At 69.7% G+C, this 22,601-nt stretch carries 21 protein-coding genes; 5 read left to right on the top strand and 16 right to left on the bottom strand.

From position 1 onward, the window contains the following. Positions 1-2: 2 nt before the first annotated feature. Genes ACWDUD_RS17700 through ACWDUD_RS17720 form a run of 5 tightly spaced genes read right to left on the bottom strand, consistent with a single transcriptional unit; the run spans position 3 to position 4,512 of the window. Entirely contained in the window at positions 3-1,295 is a 1,293-nt protein-coding gene (locus ACWDUD_RS17700) for a Ni/Fe hydrogenase subunit alpha (protein WP_450110131.1), read from the bottom strand. Further along, on the bottom strand, positions 1,279-2,070 hold the full coding sequence (locus tag ACWDUD_RS17705; RefSeq protein WP_450110132.1) for an NADH-quinone oxidoreductase subunit B family protein: 792 nt from the start codon (positions 2,068-2,070) through the stop codon (positions 1,279-1,281). Before ACWDUD_RS17705 ends, ACWDUD_RS17700 begins: the two co-directional genes overlap by 17 nt. Further along, the gene (locus ACWDUD_RS17710; protein ID WP_248673916.1) at positions 2,071-2,904 is read right to left on the bottom strand and encodes an FAD/NAD(P)-binding protein; all 834 of its coding nucleotides are present in this window, start codon (positions 2,902-2,904) and stop codon (positions 2,071-2,073) included. Between the two features lie 4 nt (positions 2,905-2,908). Continuing rightward, positions 2,909-3,370, bottom strand: coding sequence for a Crp/Fnr family transcriptional regulator (locus tag ACWDUD_RS17715; RefSeq protein WP_248673915.1), 462 nt, complete (start codon positions 3,368-3,370; stop codon positions 2,909-2,911). After that, positions 3,367-4,512 (bottom strand): 4Fe-4S dicluster domain-containing protein, encoded by a 1,146-nt coding sequence (locus tag ACWDUD_RS17720; protein ID WP_450110133.1) that lies wholly within the window; start codon positions 4,510-4,512, stop codon positions 3,367-3,369. Before ACWDUD_RS17720 ends, ACWDUD_RS17715 begins: the two co-directional genes overlap by 4 nt. 177 nt (positions 4,513-4,689) lie before the next feature. On the opposite strand from ACWDUD_RS17720, the gene ACWDUD_RS17725 reads away from it, so the two are divergent. Beyond that, positions 4,690-5,112, top strand: a complete 423-nt coding sequence (locus ACWDUD_RS17725) for an Hsp20/alpha crystallin family protein (protein WP_197253133.1) — start codon at positions 4,690-4,692, stop codon at positions 5,110-5,112. A 104-nt stretch (positions 5,113-5,216) separates the two neighbouring features. Here ACWDUD_RS17725 and ACWDUD_RS17730 read toward each other — a convergent pair whose 3' ends face one another. Together ACWDUD_RS17730 and ACWDUD_RS17735 are read right to left on the bottom strand one after the other, a co-directional pair. Continuing rightward, positions 5,217-7,517, bottom strand: a complete 2,301-nt coding sequence (locus tag ACWDUD_RS17730; protein ID WP_450110134.1) for a heavy metal translocating P-type ATPase — start codon at positions 7,515-7,517, stop codon at positions 5,217-5,219. A 194-nt stretch (positions 7,518-7,711) separates the two neighbouring features. Continuing rightward, entirely contained in the window at positions 7,712-7,975 is a 264-nt protein-coding gene (locus tag ACWDUD_RS17735) for a sensor histidine kinase (protein WP_282581913.1), read from the bottom strand. A gap of 86 nt (positions 7,976-8,061) precedes the next feature. Between ACWDUD_RS17735 and ACWDUD_RS17740 the strand changes: the two genes are divergently transcribed. Further along, positions 8,062-8,550, top strand: coding sequence for an SRPBCC domain-containing protein (locus tag ACWDUD_RS17740; RefSeq protein WP_197253131.1), 489 nt, complete (start codon positions 8,062-8,064; stop codon positions 8,548-8,550). A 109-nt stretch (positions 8,551-8,659) separates the two neighbouring features. Here ACWDUD_RS17740 and ppc read toward each other — a convergent pair whose 3' ends face one another. Together ppc and secG are read right to left on the bottom strand one after the other, a co-directional pair. Continuing rightward, positions 8,660-11,410, bottom strand: a complete 2,751-nt coding sequence (gene ppc, locus ACWDUD_RS17745) for a phosphoenolpyruvate carboxylase (protein ID WP_450110135.1) — start codon at positions 11,408-11,410, stop codon at positions 8,660-8,662. Between the two features lie 46 nt (positions 11,411-11,456). Then, the gene (gene secG, locus ACWDUD_RS17750) at positions 11,457-11,690 is read right to left on the bottom strand and encodes a preprotein translocase subunit SecG (RefSeq protein ID WP_197253130.1); all 234 of its coding nucleotides are present in this window, start codon (positions 11,688-11,690) and stop codon (positions 11,457-11,459) included. Between the two features lie 179 nt (positions 11,691-11,869). On the opposite strand from secG, the gene ACWDUD_RS17755 reads away from it, so the two are divergent. Both ACWDUD_RS17755 and ACWDUD_RS17760 read left to right on the top strand, forming a co-directional pair. Continuing rightward, positions 11,870-12,790 carry a tyrosine-protein phosphatase gene (locus tag ACWDUD_RS17755; RefSeq protein WP_450110136.1) on the top strand — a complete coding sequence of 307 codons (921 nt, stop codon included), beginning with the start codon at positions 11,870-11,872 and terminating at the stop codon, positions 12,788-12,790. Positions 12,791-12,924: 134 nt separating this feature from the next. Next, a complete protein-coding gene (locus ACWDUD_RS17760; protein ID WP_450110137.1) occupies positions 12,925-13,839 on the top strand; it encodes an SDR family oxidoreductase in 915 nt (304 codons plus the stop codon). A gap of 9 nt (positions 13,840-13,848) precedes the next feature. Here ACWDUD_RS17760 and ACWDUD_RS17765 read toward each other — a convergent pair whose 3' ends face one another. After that, a complete protein-coding gene (locus ACWDUD_RS17765; RefSeq protein WP_450110138.1) occupies positions 13,849-15,063 on the bottom strand; it encodes a CynX/NimT family MFS transporter in 1,215 nt (404 codons plus the stop codon). 137 nt (positions 15,064-15,200) lie between these two features. Here ACWDUD_RS17765 and ACWDUD_RS17770 point away from each other — a divergent pair, with 137 nt between their 5' ends. Then, positions 15,201-16,223, top strand: coding sequence for a YncE family protein (locus ACWDUD_RS17770; protein WP_450110139.1), 1,023 nt, complete (start codon positions 15,201-15,203; stop codon positions 16,221-16,223). Positions 16,224-16,483: 260 nt separating this feature from the next. Here ACWDUD_RS17770 and tpiA read toward each other — a convergent pair whose 3' ends face one another. From tpiA to rapZ, 6 genes are all read right to left on the bottom strand, one after another. Continuing rightward, entirely contained in the window at positions 16,484-17,269 is a 786-nt protein-coding gene (tpiA, locus tag ACWDUD_RS17775; protein WP_197253127.1) for a triose-phosphate isomerase, read from the bottom strand. Positions 17,270-17,273: 4 nt separating this feature from the next. Beyond that, the gene (locus ACWDUD_RS17780) at positions 17,274-18,485 is read right to left on the bottom strand and encodes a phosphoglycerate kinase (RefSeq protein ID WP_197253126.1); all 1,212 of its coding nucleotides are present in this window, start codon (positions 18,483-18,485) and stop codon (positions 17,274-17,276) included. Between the two features lie 70 nt (positions 18,486-18,555). Continuing rightward, positions 18,556-19,572 (bottom strand): type I glyceraldehyde-3-phosphate dehydrogenase, encoded by a 1,017-nt coding sequence (gene gap, locus ACWDUD_RS17785; RefSeq protein WP_248673909.1) that lies wholly within the window; start codon positions 19,570-19,572, stop codon positions 18,556-18,558. Between the two features lie 132 nt (positions 19,573-19,704). Next, positions 19,705-20,682: a DNA-binding protein WhiA gene (gene whiA / locus ACWDUD_RS17790; protein WP_197253185.1), complete on the bottom strand. Its 978-nt coding sequence runs from the start codon at positions 20,680-20,682 to the stop codon at positions 19,705-19,707. Further along, complete coding sequence (locus tag ACWDUD_RS17795) at positions 20,679-21,680, bottom strand: gluconeogenesis factor YvcK family protein (RefSeq protein ID WP_248673908.1); 1,002 nt, start codon at positions 21,678-21,680, stop codon at positions 20,679-20,681. The genes whiA and ACWDUD_RS17795 overlap by 4 nt, the downstream gene beginning before the upstream one ends. After that, a complete protein-coding gene (gene rapZ / locus ACWDUD_RS17800; protein ID WP_420753628.1) occupies positions 21,677-22,591 on the bottom strand; it encodes an RNase adapter RapZ in 915 nt (304 codons plus the stop codon). The genes ACWDUD_RS17795 and rapZ overlap by 4 nt, the downstream gene beginning before the upstream one ends. Positions 22,592-22,601: the final 10 nt, after the last annotated feature.

The following is a 22,601-nucleotide window of genomic DNA, read 5'->3' on the forward strand; positions in this document are numbered from 1 at the left end:
CATCATCGGCGCTGCACCGTGAGGGTCAGGAAGTGCGTGGCGCACGAGATGCACGGATCGTAGTTGCGGATGATGTGCTCGCACATCATCGTCAGATCCTCGTCCGAGGCGGCGAGATTCGCCTCGACGGCGCGGCGCAGATCGTGCTCGATCGCCACCTGATTCTGGGAGGTCGGCGGGACGATCGCGGCCGCGGTGACGAGGCCGGCGGAGTCCAGTTCGTAGCGGTGATAGAGCAGGCCACGAGGCGCTTCGCTGACACCGTGCCCGACGCGACGCACCGGCGAGACAGCGGTGGTGGGTGGAGCGGGCCGTCGGTAGCGGTCGATGATCCGCAGCGCCTCCTCCAGCGCGTACACGACCTCGACGGCGCGGACGACGATGCTGCGGTAGGGATTGCGGCATCGGGGGCCGAGTCCCGCCGCGGCCGCGGACGCCGCGGCCTGCCCGGTCAGTTGCCCGGAGTTGAGCGAATACCGGGCGAGCGGGCCGGTGAGGTAGCGGCGCCCGTCGAGCGTAGCGTGCAGTGCGGTCGAGTGCGGCACCTGGTGTTCGGTCACGTGCTTCGGGAATTCGCTTGCTGTGCAATGCAACCCGGAAGTGGAGACGACGTCGCCGTCCTCGATGGCGTAGCGCGACGGGTGCTGCAACGCGAGGAACTCGTGGTCGACGTCGATGTCGGGACAGTCGAAGGAGGACACCCAGTCGACCGTTGCCACCGCGTCGTCGAGGGCGGCGTCGAGTTGCGTTGCGAGCGGGGCGAGTTCGGCCCGGGTCGGGGCGTGGTGGAATCCGCCGACCCGCACGTTGACGGGGTGAATCGGGCGCCCACCGACGACGTCGAGGACGGCGTTTCCCGCCTTCTTCAAGGCCAGTCCCCGTTCGACCGCGGCACGATCCCTGCGCGCGAGTTCGATCGAATCCGGGACGCCGAGGAAGTCTGGGGCGTGAAGGAAGTAGATGTGCAGCACGTGGCTCGCGATCCACTCCCCGCAGTACAGGAGCCGGCGAAGGTCGGTGATGTCGTCGTCGACGATCACTCCGCACGCGTCCTCCAGCGCGTTGCAGGCGCTCACCTGATACGCGACGGGGCAGATCCCGCAGATCCGGGAGGTGATGTCGGGCGGCTCCAGGAAGTGCCGGCCACGCAGGAACGATTCGAAGAATCTCGGCGGCTCGTAGATCGCGAGATCCACCCGCTCGGCGCGGCCGTCGCGGACGGTGACGTCGAGCCGGCCTTCGCCTTCGACGCGGGCGAGCGCCCGGACGGTCATTTCCCTACGGGAGTCGGTCATCGCGTGCTCCCGCCGTGCCGGTGTCGAACGCCGCGACGTTGAACGTCGCGAAGATCCGGGAGATGTCCGCCTCGCTCATGCCGCAGGTCCGCAGCCACCCCGTCATGGACTCGAGGTTGGGATCGGGCGCCGGACCGAAACAGCCGTAGCATCCCCGGGAGACGGCCGGACACAGTGCGCCGCAGCCGGAGTGCGTCACCGGTCCGAGGCAGGGTGTGCCCTCGGCGACCATCACGCAGGTCAGACCGCGTCGTTTGCACTCCGTGCACACGGTGGTGTTCGGGATGTTCGGCTTCCGTCCGGACAGGTAGGCGGTGATCACCTCGAGGAGCTGGCGGCGATCGATGGGACATCCGCGCAGTTCGAAGTCGACCGGCACGTGCGCCGAGACGGGGGTCGAGGTGGCCAGCGTGTCGATGTAGTGGGGGTCGGCGTAGACGACCGACAGGAACTCGTCGATGTCGGCGAAGTTGCGCAGCGCCTGGATCCCGCCCGCGGTGGCGCAGGCCCCGATGGTGACCAGGTACCGGGATTGTTCCCTGATCCTGCGGATGCGGTCGCGGTCGGCCGCGGTGGTGATCGATCCTTCGACCAGCGACAGGTCGTACGGTCCACCCGCGACGGCGTCGGACAGCTCGAGGAAATGGGCGATCGACACCTCCTCGGCCAGCGGCAGCAGCTCGTCCTCGCAGTCGAGAAGCGTGAGCTGGCAGCCGTCGCAGGAGGCGAACTTCCACACCGCGAGGGTCGGTGTCGGTTTCGAGGGTGTACTCATCTACAGCTCCGGTACGCGCAGAAGCGGTTCGGCGACGGTGTAGTCGACGACGGGCCCGTCCCGGCAGAGCAGGAGCTCCCCGAGTTGGCAGTGGCCGCACTGCCCGGTGCCACACTGCATGTTCCGTTCGAGGGACAACTGGATGGCCTCGGCGGGAACTCCCCGCGACATCAGGGCGCGGGCGCAGAACCGCATCATCGGTTCGGGCCCGCACAGCAGTGCGGTGGTGCGGGCGGGGTCGACGTCGATTCTCTGTAGGGCTTCGGTGACGAATCCGACCGCACCCGTCCACCCGGACACCGGTTGGTCGATCGTCAGCTCGACGGTGAGGTCGTCCCGGGTCGCCCAGGCGGACAGGTCGGATGGGAACAGGATGTTCGCCGGGGTCCGCGCCCCGACGACGAGGGTGAGCCGCCGGAACCGGTCGCGTGCGGCGAGCGCGGCGAGCACGGCGGGCCGCAGGGGCGCCAGCCCCACCCCTCCGGCGACGACGACCAGATCACCACCGGGGCGGGTGTGCATCCGCCATCCGTTCCCGAACGGGCCCCGGACACCGATCACCGTGCCGACCGGTGCGTCGTGCAGCGCCCGGCTCACGGCCCCCACGCTGCGGATGGTGTGGACGAGCGTGTCACTGTCGGGCGTCGGGTCACCGCTGACCGACACCGCCACCTCCCCGACGCCGTGGGCGTACAGCATCATGAACTGTCCTGGTGCAAAACGTCTTTCGGCGGGTTCCATGAGGGGCTGCAGCGTCAGCGTGACGGTGTCGTGTGTTTCCCGCGCGCGTGCGACAACCCGGTAGCCGAGGGGAATCGCGGAGTCCGGAGTCACGGTGTCACTCCGAGGAACGGCCGGCGTAGAGGTCGAGCAACCGGGCCCGCGTCGAATGCAGGCGGGCGACGATCATCTCCGACAGGGCGCGCGTCACCGCGTAGGTGAACGCCGGATCGTCGGCGGCCGTCGCCTGCAGGGCGACGACGTCCAGCTCGGTGGCCTCGGTGACGGCCGCGGCGTGCGCGGTGAACTGCCAGCGGGGACGGGCAGCGAGCCAGGAACAGCCGAGGATGTCGCCGCCGTGCACGGTTTCGAGGACCACGGTGCCTCGCCCCGGTACCACCGTGCTCAGCACGACGCTGCCGGTGTGCAGCAGCCAGCACCGGGTGGCGGGTTCGTCCTCCCGGAAGACGAGCTCGCCGGGGGCGAACCCGACGGCGACTGCGAAGTCCGCGAGCCGGGTGCGGTGTTCCTCGGAGAGCCCGGCGAGCGCGGCCGGGAGAACGGGCTCGGGAGCGTTCACCGGTCGTCCTCTCCCCACGCCGGGAGCAGCTGTGACAGTCGTGCCGCTTCCTCGGTGATGTCGATGCCGACCGGGCACCAGTCGATGCAGCGTCCGCATCCCACACATCCGGAACTGCCGAACTGGTCGAACCACGTGCCGAGTTTGTGCGACATCCACTGGCGGTACCGGCTCTCGCCGGAAGTGCGGACATCGCCGCCGTGCAGGTGGCTGAAGTCGAGTTCGAAGCAGGACGACCAGTGCTGCCAGCGCTGCGCGTGCTCACCGGTCAGGTCGGTCGTGTCCTCGGTGGTGGTGCAGAAGCAGGTGGGGCATACCATCGTGCAGTTCCCGCAGGTCAAGCATCGGTCGGCGACGTCTTCCCAGACGTCGGCGTCCCGGGCACGCCGGAGGAGCTCGCGCAGATCCGTGTCGGGCATGTGGCGGCCCATGTGCCGGGCCGCATCGGCGACCGCGCGGCGTGCACCCTCGACGTCGTCTGCTTCCGCGACACGGGACTCGACGTCGCCGAGGACTGCCGCACCGGATTCGGTTCCGACGTCGACGAGGAATCGGTGGCCGTGGTTGTCGAGGAGTTCGGTCAGCGCCAGGTCGTATCCCGCCCCGGCCGCCGGCCCGGTGCCCATGGAGGCGCAGAAGCACACACCGCCGGGTTCGGTGCAGTGCGCGGCGACGACGAACAGGCTGCGGAAACGGCGCGCGGTCGGTGTATCGGCGTCCGGGTCCGGACACAGGACACGGCGCAGCACCGCGATCGCCGCGAGATCGCAACCGCGCACACCGACGAACGCACAGGGCGTCTCGTCGACGACGGGCGGTTCCCACGGACCGTCACGGGTGGTGGACCACAGTTGCCGTCGCGGTGGATGCAGGTACTGCTTCCAGGATTGGGGACCCGACGAATGCGCGAACACGGCGGCGTCGTCGCATCGATGCAGCCGGTAGCGGCCGGGAGCGGTCTCGACGCCCCATCCGGCCGGCAGGTCGGCCCCCGATTTCAGCTCACCGAGGACGATCGCGGTGTCGCTCACGGTGGGGCCGACGACCCGATATCCCCGCTCTCGCAGTACGTCGATCAGCAGATCGAGACCCCGGCGGTCCAGGATGCGTTCGTCCACCCGCGGGATGCGTGCGCCGTCCATGCGCCTGCTCCTTCGTCGGCCGCGTCGGCCGTCGACAGTTTACCTTCCATTGAGCCAGGTCACATGCCCTCGGCGATAGGGGCCCTTCGTCCCTTCCTCGGCTCATCGGTGCCGACCGGCACCGCAAGAGGGGAAAATTGACGGTGCGACAGTTACACACACGGAAGGGGGAACACGATGTCTGTGCCCGCTCGCCAGCCCCGTTCGGTCTTCCCGGAGCTGTCCGAAATCTTCGACACGCTCCGATGGCCTTCCTTCGGTACCGTCTTCGGCAACAACCTCATTCGCGTCGAAGACCACATCGACAACGGTCGCTACATCGTCCGAGCCGAGATTCCCGGAGTGGACCCGGACAAGGACATCACCGTCACGGTCGACCGCGGCCGCCTCGACATCCACGCGGAACGCACCGAGGAGAAGACCGAGAAGGGCCGGTCCGAGTTCTCCTACGGTTCGTTCCATCGCTCGGTGACCCTGCCGCCCACCGCCGACGACGAGGACGTCGAGGCGTCCTACGACAAGGGAATTCTCACCGTCTCGATCGGGCTTGCCGAGGGAACCGAATCCGCCAAGAAGATCGACATCAAGACCACGAAGTGATGCCGTCGAGCGCTCCCGGGGCCCGTCCGAGAGCGCCGATTCGCTGAGTGGAACAACGCACTGCCCGGCTCGAGGATTGCCTCGAGCCGGTTCGGTGCGGTGCCTCACAGCGAGGGCGGGTCATCGCGATGCTCGCCCGTTTCGACGAGGGTGAAGTAGTTCTCCTCCTCCTGAAGGAAGTGCAGGCGCAGCAGCGCGTGCAGGCCGTACAGACATGCGAGGAGGTCGTCGCACCGGTCCGGGTCGACAGCGCCGCGCGAGTCGATCTGCCGGCGATGGGTGTGCAGTCGGCGAGCGAGCCGCTCGATCTCGGCGTGCATCCGGCTCATCGTCGCGGTGGCCTCACCGCTGCCGAGTGGCGCGGCCAGCGCCGGATAGAGTTCGGTCTCCTCGGCCTGCTCGTGCGGAAGCAGAGTTCCGGTGAGGAAGTCGTCGACGTCCCGCAGCGATTCCACCGCTCGTTGCCGGTCTCCGGCCGCCAGGAGCTGCGCGGTGTCGCGCAGTATCGAGAGCCGGTCCCTCATCTCCTCGTGCTCACACGAGAATCGCTGCAGCATCTTCTCGGTGTCCTCGGGCAGCACCGCGTCGCGGGTATGTTCGCCGCGCAGCGCCCGGAGCGCATTGAGGATGACGGCGACGTCGATGGCTTCCTGCAACAACGCGCCCACTGCCGGAGCCAACCAGCCGGCTGCCGCACATCCCATCGCCACCACAGACAACGTCATCCCGATGCCGGCGCTCTGGAGAGCGATGCGGCGGGATCGGCGCGCGATTTCCATCGCGTCGGCGATGCGGTCGAGCCGGTCCGTGGTCAGGACGATGTCGGCAGCCTCGGAGGTTGCCGTCGACCCGCGCGCACCCATCGCGACCCCGACCGTTGCGGCGGCCAGGGCAGGAGCGTCGTTGACGCCGTCGCCCACCATGACCGTCACCGCCGACTCGCACTCGGCTCGCACCCGGGACACCTTGTCCGCCGGCGTCTGTTCCGCATAGACGTGGTCGAGGCCGAGAATCGCGCCGATCTCCGCGGCGGGCGCACGCCGGTCGCCGGTCAGCATCACCAGCCTGTTCAGACCCGCCGACCGTAGGCGTCTGAGCGTGCGCGGCGCGTCCCGGCGCAGGGGGTCGGTCAGCAGGATCGCGCCGGCCAGTTCGCCGTCGACGGTCACCCACACGACGACCGCGCCGTCGAGAACGCTTCGAGCCACCACCGCGCGGGCCCACGACGGTGCGTGTGCCGGCAGGACCAGCGTGCCGACGGTCACGCGGCGACCGTCCACGGTGGCCGCGATCCCCGTGCCGGGTTCCTCCACGACCTCGGTGGGATAGGACAGCGTCAGACCCCGGATTCTCGCATCTTCGACGAGGGCGTCGGCGAGGACGTGTGCGGAAACTTGGTCGGCGGACGCGGCCAACCGCAGAACCTCGGGAGCGTCGTAACCGGGCGCCGTGACCATGTCGGACTCCGCGGGCCGGCCGGTGGTCAGAGTCCCGGTCTTGTCCATGACGAGTGTGGTTGCCTGGCCCAGGTTTTCGAGAGCGCCCCCACTACGGATCACCACTCCCCTGCGAGAAGCCCGAGAGAGCCCGGACACGATCGCGACCGGGGCTGCGAGCAGCAGTGGGCACGGGGTCGCCACCACGAGGACAGCGACCGCCCGCACCGCAGTACCACTCGCCACCCACGCGACGGCAGCGAGGATCAGTGCGACCGGGAGGAACCACGCTGCGATCCGATCGGCCAGCCGCACGACCGGGGCGGATTCCGCAGCAGCATCGCGGGCGAGCCGGACCACTCCGGCGTAGGTGCTCTCCTCGGCGGTCGCGCGTGCCTCCATTTCGAAGACGGCGCCAGCGTTGACGACACCGGACCGCACGGCCTCGCCGGCGCCGCGCCGGACGTTCATCGGTTCACCGGTGAGCGTCGATTCGTCGAGGACGGCGACAGGACCGATGATCCAGCCGTCGACCGGAACCGTTTCACCCGATCCGACGACGAGGACGTCGCCTGCCGCGATGGTGTCGATGGCCACGGTCTCGACGATCTCCCCGCGCCGGCGCCGGGACGAGCGCGGCGCACGGTCGAGCAGGCTTCGCAGGTCCTTGGACGCGCGGCGGTTCGCCGCGGCGTCGAGACTCTGGCCGGTGGCCAGCATGACGGCGATGAGGGCGCCGGCAAGGTACTCGTCGACCAGCAATGTGCCGAGCAGCGACAGCACGGCGATCAGATCGACCCCCACCCTCCCGCGGCGCAATGCCGTCAGCACCCACCACACCGCGGGCACGATCGCGATCACCGTGCCGGTGATCCAGAACCTGTTCGCGACCGCGGCTGCGCCCGCGAGCCAGGCGACAACGCCGCCCGTCAGAAACGTCAGGGTGAGAACCAGCAGAGCCGGTTCCACGAATCGCCGCCATCGTTCCCGCCCGGTCGGATGCGGTACCGGATCTCCCGCCACTGCTGTGCTCCTCGTCCGCCGATCGCGATCACCGTCCGCCGATCGGAATCACCATCCGCCGATGGAGATCACTGCGGATGACGGCCGGGTGGCGTCGGGAATCTCGGTGATCGGGCGGGCGCGACCGATACGACTCGATATCACCGTAGTGGTCCGACCCGTACCGTGCAGCCGGACCACGGCACGGCAGGTCCAGCTCGAAGCGAGCCCCGCATCCCCGGCCCGTCGCCGGTGAGAGTGCCACCGTGCACGGTCGCGAGCCCGCGCGCGATGATCGGTCCGAGACCCGTGCCGGCGGTGCTGCGTGCGGGATCGACCCGGTGGAATCGCTCGAAGATCGCCTCGAGCCGGTCCGGTGCGGCGCCCTCCCCCGTATCCGCGGCGGCCGGTCTCGCGTCGGTCACGGATCGCGCCGGAAACCGCACCGGTGGATGTCTCGCACGGAAGAATTGTCGGTGTCCGGCATCCGACGACCGGAGGGAGCATTCCGATGAGCACCCCGTCCACCGTGCTCGGCGAGGTCCGCCCCGAGCACGACTGTCCGCACGGTTCGATCCTCGTAACCTTGCACTATCAGCGCAGTTTCGCGCTGCCGATCGGCGAGGTGTGGGCGGCGCTGACCAAGCCGGACGTGCTCGCCCGCTGGTACGGACGGTGGACCGGGGATTCGTCGTCGGGCCGGGTGCGTTTGACGATGACCGACGAGCACGACTCGACGACAACGGATGTCACGATCGTCGAGTGCGCGGGTCCGCGGATGCTCGTCGTCGACGTGGACGGGTGGAGGCTCGAGCTGCGGTTGCGTCAGGTCGGCCGGGTCACGACCCTCGAGTTCACGCATCGGCACGTTCCCCGTTCGGAGGCGGCCGAGATCGGTCCGGGCTGGCAGTACTACCTCGATCGGCTCGACGCGCTGCTGGCCGGGCAGCGGGAGCCGCGCTGGGCGGACTATCCGGAACTCGGCGAGGCGTACCGCTGAACACAGGAGCCCTGTACGACGGTGGGTGCACCGATATTTCGGTACACCGACCGTCGTTTCGGGCGTCAGCCACTGTCGCCTCCGGCGTCAGCCGCTGTTACCTCCGGCGTCAGCCGCTGTTACGCAGTGCGGTGGCCAGGCCGTTCATGGTGAGCTGGATGCCGCGCCGTACCTCGTCGGTGTCCTCCCCCGCGCGCAGTCGCCGCAGTAACTCCACCTGCAGGTGGTTGAGCGGTTCGAGGTACGGGAACCGGTTGTGCACCGACCGCGCCAGCGCCGGGTTGTCCGCCATCAGGTCCGGTCGTCCGGTGATCGCCAGATAGGTGCGGACGGTGCGCGCGTGTTCGTCGACGATCTTGCCGAAGACGCGGTCGCGCAGGTCGGTGTCGGGGACGAGTTCGGCGTAGCGGGCGGCCAGCCCCATGTCGGATTTGGCGAGCACCATCGCCATGTTGGACAACACGGTGCGGAAGAACGGCCACCGCTCGTACAGGTCGGTGAGCGTGGCCCGGCGGGTGTCGTCGTCGCCGATCCACGATTCGAAGGCGGTGCCGGTGCCGTACCAGCCGGGGAGCATGACGCGGGACTGGGTCCAGGCCAGCACCCACGGGATAGCCCGCAGATCCGCGATCGACGACGTCGGTTTGCGTGAGGTGGGACGGCTGCCGATGTTGAGTTGCCCGATTTCGCCGACGGGCGTGGCGGTGCGGAAGTATTCGACGAATCCGGGGGTCTCGTGCACGAGTTCGCCGTAGGCCGCGCGGGCCCGGGCGGCCAGGTCGTCGAGGATCGCGTAGGCGGCGGGCGCGTCGGCGCCCAGGCCTTCGACGTCGAGCAGCGTGGATTCGAGGGTCGCGGCGACGAGGCTTTCGAGGTTGCGGCGCGCCGAGCGGGGTTCGGCGTACTTCGCGGCGATCACCTCGCCCTGCTCGGTCAGCCGCAGTGACCCGGTGACCGCGCCCGGGGGTTGCGCAAGAATCGCGTCGTAGCTGGGGCCGCCGCCGCGGCCCACGGTGCCGCCACGGCCGTGGAACAGCCGCAGCCGGATACCGTGCTCGCGGGCGCATTCGACGAGGTCGAGTTCGGCGCGGTACAGCGCCCAGTTCGCGGCGAGGTAGCCGCCGTCCTTGTTGGAATCCGAGTAGCCCAGCATGACCTCCTGCACCGACCCGGCCGAGTCGACGAGGCTGCGGAACTCCGGGATCGACAGGGCTGCACCGAGAATGGCGGCGCCGCGCTGGAGGTCTTCGATGGTTTCGAACAGCGGGATCACCGCGACCGGGCAGCGCGGGCCGGTGTCGGTGTGGTCGACGAGCCCGACCTCCTTGAGCAGCACCGCCGCTTCGAGGAGGTCGCTGACCGACGCGCACATGCTGATGATGTAGTGCGGCACGGCGTGGGCGCCGAGCAGCCGGATGGCCTCGGCAGCGGCGCGGAGCACCCCGAGTTCGGCGGTGGTGAGCTCCCCGAGCCGGGCGCCGGGGGCGCTGAGCGGGCGCCGGGTGGCGAGCTCGCGGGTGAGCAGTTCGACCTTGCGGTCTTCGGGCAGCGCCTCGTAGTCGTCGGTGACGCCGGCCCAGGCGAGCAGTTCGGCGACGACCCGGCCGTGGACCTCGGAGTTCTGCCGCAGATCGAGGGCGCTGAGGTGGAACCCGAACACCTCGACGGCGCTGCGCAGGTGGGCGAGGCGGTCGTCGGCGATGACGTCGTCGCCGGCGGCCCGCAGCGAGGCGTCGAGGACGTCCAGGTCGGCGAGCAGTTCGGCCGGGCCCGGGTAGGGCTCGAGGAGGGGGACACCGAAGTTCGGCGGGTCGTCGAGCAGACGCTGCGCGGTGGCGGCGAGGCGGCCGCGGATGCCGTGGATCGCGCGCCGGTAGGGTTCGTCGGCGCGTGCGGGCACGTCGTCGGCGGCGGCCTCGACGAGCGCCTTCAGTTCGGCGGTGATCGGGACGAGCCGCTCGGACATCGACAGTTCCTGCTCGAGTTCGGCGAGTTCGGTGCGGTAGTGGCCGAAGACCGTGGTCGCGGCGCGGTCGGTGGCGCGGTGGACGACCTCGGCGGTGACGTTCGGGTTGCCGTCGCGGTCGCCGCCGATCCACGAGCCGGTCCGCACGATCGGTTCGGTGAGCAGGGCGGTGCCGGGCCAGCGGGACCGGAGTTCGCGGCGGACCTCGGCGTCGAGGGCGGGCACCACCGCGAACAGCGAGGCCTCGTAGTAGCGCAGACCGGTTTCGATCTCGTCCTGGATCCGCAGGCGCGCCAGGCGAATCAGCGCGGTCTGCCACAGCGTCAGGATGTGCCGCCACAGTTGCCGGTCGATCTCGGCGATCTCGGTGGCGTCCTCGGCGCGACCGCGGCGGCGCATGAGATCGGTGATCCGTGACTGCACGACGAACACGGTGCGCCGGCGGGTTTCGGTGGGGTGCGCGGTGATGACCGGCGAGACCAGCGCGTGCTCGAGCGCCGCCGCGACCGCCTCCGGGTCGAGGTCGGCGGCGTCGAGTTTGGCGTAGGTGGCGGCCAGCGAGCTGTCCTGCGGCGGTTCGCCCGCGGCGACGTGCAGCGCGCGGCGCCGCTCGCGGTGCAGGTCCTCGGCGAGGTTCGCGAGCAGCGCGAAGTGACTGAAGGCGCGGATGACCGGAATCGTGTCGGCGGTGGCGACCTCGCGGAACATGGCGGCGAGGTCGGCGCGGTCCAGTTCGGAGCGGCGCACCCGGAAGCTCTCGATCCGGGCCTTCTCGACGAGTTCGTAGGCGGCTTCCCCGGCGTGCCTGCGCACGATCTGTCCGAGGATGCTGCCGAGCAGGCGGATGTCGTCGCGCAGCGGCTCGGTGGCGGCTGTTCCGGTCGGGACGCTCATCCGGTCAGTATCGACTGAAGGCGCTGGTCGCGCGACCGGAAGCCGGTCAGCTGAACTTGATCTGCAGCCCGATGCCGAGGATGGAGATCAGCCAGATGATGCCGGTGAAGACGGTGAGGCGGTCCAGGTTCTTCTCCGCGACCGTCGATCCGGAGAGGCTGGACTGGACGCCACCGCCGAACAGGCTGGACAGGCCGCCGCCCTTACCGCGGTGCAGCAGCACCAGCAGGATCAGCAGCAGGCTGGTGACAATCAGCAGGATGTCCAGGAACAGTTCCATGCGGCGCTCGGTGTCCTTCGATGGTCGGTGACGTCGGCCGTCAGCTTACCCGGTGATCCCCGCCGTCCGTGCCGGCGGTACCTTCCGGTCGGAAACGTGATTCTCGAAAACGAGAGCAAAATTCGGACGAATGTGATCTAAATGAGACGCAAGAAAAACCATACCCTGAAGGAAGGTTTGTGTTGTCTCGCACTGTCCTCCCCGCCGGGCGCCGCAGCGCCCGGCTCGCCGCAACGGTCACCCTCAGCGCCGCACTGCTGCTCACCGGCTCCGCCACGGTCGGCGCCGCCCCCTTCGATCTCCCGACCGGGTCGTCCGGCATCGGTGCACCGGCCGTCGTCGAGACTCCCCGGCTGTCGTCGGTCGACAACTTCCGCGATCTCGCCGGATCCGGCGGCGGCTACCCGGCGGCGTTCGGGCTGCGGGTACAGCCCGGCGTCTTCTACCGATCCAACGCCCTCACCAGCAACGACGAAGACGCCGCGGTGCTCGACTCCCTCGGCATCGCGGCGGTGTACGACCTGCGCACCGACGGCGAGATCGCCGATGCCCCGGACCGCATCCCGGCCGGTGCCCAGTACATCCGGCACCCGCTGCTGTCCGGGAACCTGAGTTCGACCTCGATCCTGGCGAGCCTGAGGACACCGGAGGACGCGCGCGCGGTCATGCAGGACATCAACCGCGCATTCGTCGCCGATCCCGAGATCCGCGCGGAACTCGGCGCGATGTTCACCGAGTTCGCCCGCACCGAAGGACCGCAGCTGTTCCACTGCACCGCCGGGAAGGACCGCACCGGCTGGACCGCGGCCGTACTGTTGTCCCTCGCCGGCGTGGACCGCGAGACCGTGTACACGGACTACCTGCTGTCGAACGAATACTCCGGTGACCACATCCGCGCGACACTTGCTGCGCTCGCCGAATCCCGGGGTCCCGAGGTGGCGGCGATCTACGCGCCGCTCCTCACCGTCGAACGTAGTTACCTCGAGGCCGGATTCACCCAACTCGAACACGACTTCGGCACCGTCCACAACTACCTGATCACCGGGCTGGGTTTGAGCCCGCAGACCGTCGCGGCGCTGTCCGCCAAGCTCGTCGGCTGACCGACGCGCAGGCCGGCCGGGCAGCGGCCCGGCCGGCCGAGCAGGGGTGATCGATGGTGCGGGTCGGCCACCGCAGGTGGCAGTGCCGCCGATCTCCACCGCACTGCCGTCGCCACCGGGCATCATCGGAGTCGATGAGTTCACCCCTGCACGGGAAGATCGCGGTGGTGGCCGGAGCGACCCGCGGCGCCGGCCGCGGCATCGCGGCCGGGCTCGGCGAGGCCGGCGCCACCGTGATCTGCACCGGCCGGAGCAGCAGGACGCACGGTCGCGAGACGTCCGACTACGACCGGCCGGAGACCATCGAGGAGACCGCCGAGGTCGTCACCGCACTCGGTGGAACCGGTGTCGCGATCCAGGTCGACCACCTCGATCCCGACCGGGTGGCCACGCTTGCGGGGCGTCTCCGTGCCGAGTTCGGGCACATCGATGTTCTCGTCAATGACATCTGGGGCGCGGAGATTCTCAAAGGCGCACCGGCGCAGTGGAACACCCCCATCTGGGAGCACGATCTCGACGCCGGGCTCCGGATCGTCCGGCTCGGCCTCGACACCCACCTGATCACGTCGCATCACCTGCTGCCGTTGCTCGTGTCCGAGCCCGGCGGTCTGCTCGTCGAGGTCACCGACGGGACGGCGAGCTACAACGCCACCCACTACCGCATCTCCGTCTTCTACGACCTGGTGAAGAACGCGGTCAGCCGGCTGGCATTCTCGCAGGGGCACGAACTCGCCGCACACGGCGGCACCGCCGTCTCGGTCACGCCCGGCTGGCTGCGCTCGGAGATGATGCTCGACAACTACGGTGTCACCGAGGACAACTGGCGCGACGCCCTCGACCCCGGCAGGCCGGACGGGTTGCCCACGGCACCACCGGGTTTCGCGAACTCGGAATCACCGCGGTATGTGGGCCGTGGCGTTGCGGCGCTGGCCGCCGACCCCGCGCGGGCCCGCTGGAATCAGCGGTCGGTGACGTCGGCCGATCTCGCGCGCGCCTATCGCGTCACCGACGTCGACGGGTCCCGGCCCGACGCCTGGGCCGACTCGTGACGGCCCGCGCTACCCGGCCGCCGCGTGGGTGTAGCGGTCGCGCCCGGCGAACCCACCCACCAGGCTCTGCCCGACCGCGCACACCGCGATCAGGATCAGCACGGGCGTCCAGGTCCCGGTGACGTCGAAGAGCACGCCCGCCGCGATCGGACCACACATCGCCAGCAGGTAGCCGACGCACTGCGCCATCCCGGACAGCTGCGCCGTCTGCGCGACCGTGCGGGTGCGCAGCCCGAACAACGCCATGGCGAGCACGAACGTCGTACCCGAACTGATCCCGGCGACGATCGCCCACAGCAGCACCAGATCCGGGACGAGCAGCAACCCGGCCACCGCGACCACGAGGATCGCCCCACCGACGATCGCGAGCATGCGCTGGTCGGCACGCCGGCCCATCAGCACGGTCGCACCGAGCCCGGCCACGATCCCGACGATCTGGTACGCGAACGAATGCCAGCCGGCGGTGGCCGCGTCGACACCGAGACTCGCCTCCACCGACGGCAGCCAGGTCACCAGCAGATAGAAGGTGGTCGACTGCAGGCCCATGAACGCGGTGACCTGCCACGCGACACCCGAGCGCCACATCGACCGGGCCGGCCCGGATTCCGGTGCCGGCGGCGCGGTCGCCGCGACCGCGCGCAGCGCGCGGCCGCGCAGGAACCACACCGCGGCGGCGACACACGGCAGGATCGCCCACACCGCCAACGCGGTCCGCCAGTCACCGGTCGCGTCCGCCAACGGCACCGCCAGACCCGCACCGAGCCCGGCTGCGCCGGTGGTGACCGACGAATACACACCGGTGACGGTCGCGAGCCGACCCGCGTGATCGCGTTTGACGACGGCGGGCAGCAGCACATTCGCGACCGCGATCCCGGCGCCGATCGCCACGGTGCCCGACCACAGCCAGAGGGCACCCGGCAGCGACCGCACGAGGATCCCCGCGGCAAGAACCCCCATGGCGAGCAGGATCAGCAGTTGCGAACCGAAGCGGGCCGCGGGCCGGTGGATCCACGGGGACACCACCGCGAAGCACAGCAGCGGGACCGCTCCGAGGATGCCGAGCCCGGTGCTGCCCAGGCCGGTGTCGGCCCCGATCGAGCCCAGCAGCGGGCCGACCGCGGTGATCGGCGGACGCAGGCACGCCGCGACGATCAGCACGGCGAGCAGGCCGAACAGTACGGTTCGGCGGGTGGGGCCGCGTCGGACGGAACCTGCGGTGGTCATCGGTGTCGAGTCACGATACCCGCCGCGGGTTTGCACGACCGTCGGCAGGACTGGGGCGGCTCGACGACCGAGGACTCCCCGTTGATGTACCCGCGCGTAGTGTTACAACCACGGTTGCATCGGCTCAGGAGGTGGAGATGCGGCCGCACCAAGACGTCGCGACACTACTGGGCCTGATAGCCGTCCTGGCACTCGGATGCTCGTCGACGGTGCCGTCCGAGTCCCCGCAGACGGGCGATCTACCGCTGCGGCAGGTCGCGCAGACGGAGTTGACCGGTGGCCCGGCACGGTTCGACTACACCAGTCTCGATCCCGCACTCGGACTGATGTTCATCGCCCATATGGGTGCTGGAGAGATCATCGACGTCGACGTGCACGGCCGTCGGGTCGTCCGCACCATCACTGACGTTCCGGACGTACACGGAGTGCTCGTTGTCCCGGACATCCGACGCGTGTACGCCACCGTCACCGGACGCGACCAGCTGGTCGCCTTCGACGAGGACACCGGCGAGGTCCTGTTTGCCGCGCCGACCGGCGACTACCCCGACGGGTTGGCCTACGATCCGGTCCGCCACGCGGTGTGGACCACCGACGAGCCCGCCGGAACGGAAACCGTGGTGGACGCGGATTCGGGGGCGGTGCGAGCGACCGTGGACCTCGGTGGCGAGGTCGGCAACGTCGTCTACGACCCGGCCATCGACCGCATGGTGGTGGCGGTGCAGGGCCGCGGCCATCTCGCGGTGATCGATCCGGCCGGGTTCACCGTCACCGACCGCATACCTACGCCCGGATGCGACGGTCCGCACGGTGAAGCCCTCGACGCCGCCGATCAGGTGATGTTCGTCGGTTGCGAGACCGGCGCCGCCATGGCGACCGTCGACGTGGCCGCCCGAACCGTCACCAGCCAGGACCCCGTCGGAGACACCCCTGACGTTCTGGTCTACGACCCCGGCGCGCACCGGGTCTACGTTGCAGCCGAAAGCGGAGTGGTCAGCGTGTTCGACCGCCGCGACAACAACACCGTGACGGTCGGCGCCGCACATCTGGCCGACGGGGCCCATACGTTGGCACTCGATCCCGCAACACATCACACCTATTTCCCGATCCCGAAGGGCGCCGGCGACGGGCCGGTGCTGTACGAGTTCGAGCCCACGACCTGAAGCCACGTATTCGGGACGGCTTCCGCAGACGGCCGGTCGAGCGGTCGTGGCCGGGACGTCGGCGATTCCGCGTAGGAGGTGTTCGATGTGGTCCACAGCCTCGTCGAGCAGCAGCGCGACCTGTTGTCGTGGCAGCTGCAGATCACGCTGTGCCCCGTGCGGGTGCCGGTGACGAGCCCCGACGCCCACCGGTCGGATGAATGCCGTGGGGCGCAGGATCGGTGCCGATCCTGCGCCCCACGAAATGGAACAGTCGTCCGCTACAGCAGCGGACCGCCCGCGGCGATCGCCGAGAGCTGCGCGAACTCGTCGGCCTTGAGCGACGCACCGCCGACCAGGCCGCCGTCGACGTCGGTCTGCGCGATGAGTTCGCCGACGTTCTTGGCGTTCACCGAGCCGCCGTAGAGGACGCGGACGGTCGCGGCCACCTCGGGCGAGGCCAGCTCGCCGAGCGTGGCGCGCACCGCGGCGCACACCTCCTGCGCGTCGGCGGCCGAGGCCACCTTGCCGGTGCCGATGGCCCACACCGGCTCGTACGCGATCACGGTCTTCGCGATTTCGTCTGCGGTCAGGCCCTTGAGCGAGCCCTTCAGCTGCTCGACGTTGTACTCGACGTGGTTGCCGGCCTCGCGGATGTCGAGACCCTCGCCGATGCACACGATCGGCGTCAGGCCGTGCCGCAGCGCGGCCTTGGCCTTGTCCCGCACGATCTCGTCGGTCTCCCCGTGCAGCGTGCGCCGCTCCGAGTGGCCGACGACGACGAACGTGCAGCCGAGTTTGGCGAGCATCGCGCCGGAGATCTCCCCGGTGTAGGCGCCGGAGTCGTGGACGGACAGGTCCTGCGCACCGTAGGTGAACTTGATCTTGTCGCCCTCGATCAGGGTCTGCACCGAACGGATGTCGGTGAACGGCGGGAGCACCGTCACGTCGACCTTGTCGAGGTACTTCTCCGGGAGGGTGAAGGCGATCTTCTGCACCAGGGCGATGGCCTCGAGATGGTTGAGGTTCATCTTCCAGTTGCCGGCGATGAGCGGCTTGCGTGCCATCCGATCAGCCCTCCAGAACCGCGATGCCGGGGAGTTCCTTGCCCTCGAGGTACTCGAGGGAGGCCCCGCCGCCCGTGGAGATGTGCGAGAAGCCGTCCTCGGGCAGACCCAGCAGACGCACGGCCGCGGCCGAGTCGCCGCCGCCGACGACGCTGAACGCGCCCTTGCCGGTGGCCTCGATGATGGCCTCGGCGACACCCTTGGTGCCGTCGGCGAACTTCGCGAACTCGAACACACCCATCGGGCCGTTCCAGAACACGGTCTTCGCGCCCGCCAGGTGGTGCGCGAACCGGGCCACCGACTCGGGGCCGATGTCCAGGCCCATCCACCCGTCCTCGATTTCGGTGACGGGCACCGTCTTCGCCTCGGCGTCGGCGGAGAAGCTGTCGGCGATCACCACGTCCTGCGGGATGTGGATGACGTCGCCGAACCGCTCGAGCAGGTCCTTGCAGGTCTCGATCATCGATTCCTCGAGGAGCGAGTTGCCCACCGAGATGCCCTGCGCGGCAAGGAAGGTGAAGCACATGCCGCCACCGATGACGAGGGTGTCGACCTTCGGTGCGAGCGCCTCGATCACGGCCAGCTTGTCGGAGACCTTCGAACCGCCGAGCACGACCGCGTAGGGACGTTCCGGATCGGCCGTCAGACGGGCCAGCACCTCGACCTCCGCGGCGACGAGCGTGCCCGCGTAATGCGGCAGCAGCGTCGCCACGTCGTACACCGACGCCTGCTTGCGGTGCACGACACCGAAGCCGTCGGACACGAACGCACCGTCGTCGCCGACCAGCTCGACCAGGTCGCGGGCCAGCGCCAGGCGGTCCGCGTCGTCCTTGCTGGTTTCGCGCGGATCGAAGCGGATGTTCTCCAGCAGGAGGATGTCGCCGTCGGTCAGGCCCTCGGACCGGGCCAGGGCGTCCTGCCCCACGACATCACCGGCGAGCTGGACGTTGCGGCCCAGCACCTCCCCGAGCTTCGCCGCGACGGGCGCGAGCGAGAACTTCGGGTCGGCCTCGCCCTTGGGGCGGCCGAGGTGCGCGGTGACGACCACCTTGGCGCCGGCATCGGCGAGCGCCTTGATCGTCGGGGCCGACGCGAGGATCCGACCGGGGTCGGTGATCGTCGCGCCGTCCAGCGGGACGTTGAGGTCCGAGCGCACGAGCACACCGCGCCCTTCGACCCCCGCGTCCAGCAGATCCTTCAGGGTCTGAACTGCCACTGTTCGAGTGTCCTATTCAATCGTTGTCAGAGGGACTTGCCGATGGTGTCAGAGGGACTTGCCGACGTCGTCAGAGGGACTTCCCGATGAGGCCGACGAGGTCGGCCAAGCGGTTGGAGTAACCCCACTCGTTGTCGTACCAGGCCACGACCTTGACCTGGTCGTCGATGACCTTGGTCAGTGGCGCGTCGAAGATCGACGAGTGCGGATCGGTGACGATGTCCGAGGAGACGATCGGATCGGTGTTGTACTTCAGGATGCCCTCGAGCGGGCCCTCCGCGGCGGCCTTGACCGCGGCGTTGACCTCGTCGACGGTGGCCTTCCTGGTCAGGGTCGCGGTCAGGTCGGTCACCGAGCCGGTCGGGACCGGAACGCGCAGCGCGTAGCCGTCGAGCTTGCCCTGCAGCTCGGGCAGCACGAGGCCGATGGCCTTGGCGGCACCGGTGCCGGTCGGGACGATGTTCAGGGCCGCGGCGCGGGCGCGACGCAGGTCCCGGTGCGGCCCGTCCTGCAGGTTCTGGTCCTGGGTGTACGCGTGGATGGTGGTCATCAGCCCCTTCTCGATGCCGAACGCGTCGTTCAGCACCTTGGCGAGCGGGCCGAGGCAGTTCGTGGTGCACGAGGCGTTCGAGATGATGTTCTGCGTGCCGTCGTACTTGTCGTGGTTGACGCCCATGACGATGGTGATGTCCTCGTCGGTGGCGGGCGCCGAGATGACGACCTTCTTGGCGCCGGCGTCCAGGTGACCCCTGGCCTTGGCCGCGTTGGTGAAGATGCCGGTGGACTCGACGACGACGTCGACCCCCAGCTCGCCCCAGGGCAGGGCCGCCGGGCCTTCCTTGATCTCGAGGGCGGTGATCTTCCGGTCGCCCACGTAGATGTAGTCACCCTCGGCGCGGACGTCCTCGTCGAGACGCCCCAGGATCGAGTCGTACTTCAGGAGCGTCGCGAGGGTGTCGTTGTCGGTGAGGTCGTTGACAGCGACGATCTCGATATCGGTGCTGCCGAGTGCCTTCTGCGCCTCCACCGCACGGAAGAGGTTCCGCCCGATGCGACCGAAGCCGTTGATGCCTACGCGCACAGTCACGATGAAGCTCCTTTACCTCGATGGTGGTGCAGCTTGTGTCTCGATGGTGGTGCAGCTTGTGCCCTCACCCTAATCCGCCGAGTCGAGGAAGGTGGGATTTGAACCCGGCGTCGAAGAACCCCGCGCCGGGTCCTAAGCCTCGTCGAGCAGCTCCATCGTCACCGCGGACTCGGTGTCGGGGATGCCGAGTTCCTTGGCGCGGCGGTCCGCCATCGACAGCAGCCGCCGGATGCGGCCGGCGACGGCGTCCTTCGTCATCGGCGGATCCGCGAGCTGCCCGAGTTCCTCGAGGGACGCCTGCCGGTGCTGCACGCGCAGCGACCCGGCGGCGGCGAGGTGGTCGGGCACGTCGGAGCCGAGGATCGTCAGGGCCCGCTCGACCCGCGCGGCGGCCGCGACCGCGGCCCGCGCCGACCGCCGCAGGTTGGCGTCGTCGAAGTTCGCGAGCCGGTTGGCGGTGGCCCGCACCTCGCGGCGCATGCGCCGTTCCTCCCACGTCAGCCTCGTGTCCTGGGCGCCCATGTGGGTGAGCAGGGCGCCGATGGCCTCCCCGTCGCGGACCACGACGCGGTCGGCGCCACGCACCTCGCGGGCCTTCGCAGTGATGCCGAGGCGCCGCGCCGCGCCGACGAGCGCGAGGGCCGCCTCCGGACCCGGGCAGCTGATCTCGAGCGCCGACGACCGCCCCGGTTCGGTGAGGGAGCCGTGCGCCAGGAAGGCGCCGCGCCAGGCGGCTTCGGCGTCGGAGATGCTGCCGCCGACGACCTGGGCGGGCAGCCCGCGCACCGGACGTCCGCGCAGGTCGAGCAGACCGGTCTGGCGGGCGAGCGCTTCCCCGTCCTTGGCGACCCGGACGACGTACCGCGAACTCTTGCGCAGACCACCGGCGCCGAGCACGTGCACTTCCGCGGAGTAGCCGAACAGCTCGAAGATCTCGCGACGCAGTCGACGGGCGATCGAACCGAGGTCCACCTCGGCCTCGACCACCACCCGGCCGCCCACGATGTGCAGGCCACCGGCGAAACGCAGGAGAGCGGACACCTCGGCCTTGCGGCTGCTGGTGCGGGTCACCACGAGCCTGCTCAGCTCGTCCTTGACCTCCGCTGTCATTGCCACGAGACGTTCTCCCTTCGGCTGCTGTCGCGTGCGCCGGCGGTGCCGGACGCGGCAGGCAGATGTGTTGCCAGAACCTCCGCCAGTTTGGCGGGGTCGTGTCGATGGGTACCGGGTTCCGCGACGTCCGCGTAGACGACCTCGGCGCCGAAGCCGGCGGCGGCCCGGCACAGGTGTTCGCGTTCCCGTCCGGGCGGCACCGTCGTCGCGTCGACCACGATGTGGTCGACGCGGAAGCCCGGGGCGTGTTGCGCCAGCACGTGCAGGTGACGCTCGGTGGAGAACCCGGCGGTCTCCCCCGGTTCCGCCGCCAGGTTCAGCACCAGCACCTTGTGGGCCGGGGTGCGGATGAGCGCGTCGAGCAGATCGGGCACGAGGACGTGCGGGATGACGCTCGAGAACCACGAGCCCGGACCGAGCACCACGAGGTCGGCGGCGTCGACGGCGTCGAGCGCGTCCGGGCACGCCGGCGGATCGGCCGGGATGAGCCGGACCCGGCGCACCTTGCCGGGGGTGGTCGCGACCGCGACCTGGCCGCGGATGCCGCGGCTGACCCGGGGATCGGATTCGAGACCGGAGACGTCCGCCTCGATGTCCAGCGGGATCGGCGACATCGGCAGCACGCGGCCGTGGACGTGGAGGACGGCGGCGAGCCGGTCCAGCGCGGCGACCGGGTCGCCGAGGACCTCGGTGAGCCCGGCAAGGATCAGATTGCCGACCGAGTGCCCGGCGAGCGCGCCGGTGCCCCCGAACCGGTGTTGCACGGTTTCGGTCCACACCCGGATCTCCGGGGTCTCGGCGGCCAGCGCCGCCAGCGCCATGCGCAGGTCGCCGGGTGGGATGACGCCGAGTTCGGCGCGCAGGCGTCCCGACGATCCGCCGTCGTCGGCGACGGTGACGACGGCGGTGACCCGGTCGGTGAGGCGTCGGACCGCGCTGAGGGTCGCGTACAGTCCGTGACCGCCGCCGAGTGCAACGATCGCGGGCCCGGTCATTCGCGGCCCAGATCCCGGTGCACGACGTGCACCGTCAACGCCGGGTCCTGCTCGAGACGCGCGGCGAGCGCTTCCGCCATCGCCACGCTCCGGTGTTTGCCGCCGGTGCAGCCCACCGCGATCGTCATGTAGCGCTTTCCCTCCCGACGGTAGCCGGCCGTGGTCAATCGGAGCACTCGATGATAGGTCTGCAGGTATTCGTCCGCGCCGTCTCGGGACAGCACGTAGTCGCGCACGTCGGCGTCCTGCCCGGTGTGGTCGCGCAACTGCGGCACCCAGTGTGGGTTCGGCAGGAAGCGCACGTCGCACACCAGGTCCGAGTCCATCGGCAGACCGTACTTGAATCCGAAGGACTCGACGGTGACCTGGATGGTGTCGGCGGCCGCGTCACCGAACGCCGATTCGATCTTGCGGCGCAGTTCCGGTCCGGACAGCGCGGACGTGTCGACCACCAGGTCCGCGGCGGCCTTGACGGGGGCGAGCTGGGCGCGTTCGGCGGCGATGCCGTCGGCGAGGGTGCGGTCGGCGGTGTCGGCCTGCAGCGGATGACTGCGGCGCACCTGCTCGAACCGCCGGATCAGCACGGCATCGGTGGCTTCGAGGAACAGCACCCGGGTGCGCACCGGTCGGGCGGCGAGTTCGGTCACGACCCATCCGAGGTCGCCGGTGAACAACCGGCTGCGCACGTCCATCACGACGGCGAGCCGCTCGAGCGGCGGTTCCGCCTGCACCGCCAGATCGACCATGGCGATGACCAGCTGCGGCGGCACGTTGTCGGACACGTACCAGCCGAGGTCCTCGAGGGCGGTGGCCGCGGTGCTCATGCCGGCCCCGGACAGCCCGGTGACCAGCGTCACCTCGGCACGTCGATCCCCCGGGACGGCCTCGGCGCCGCCCGGCTCCGTCTCGATCGCAGATTGT

The sequence above is a fragment of the Rhodococcus sp. NPDC003382 genome, from assembly GCF_053589135.1.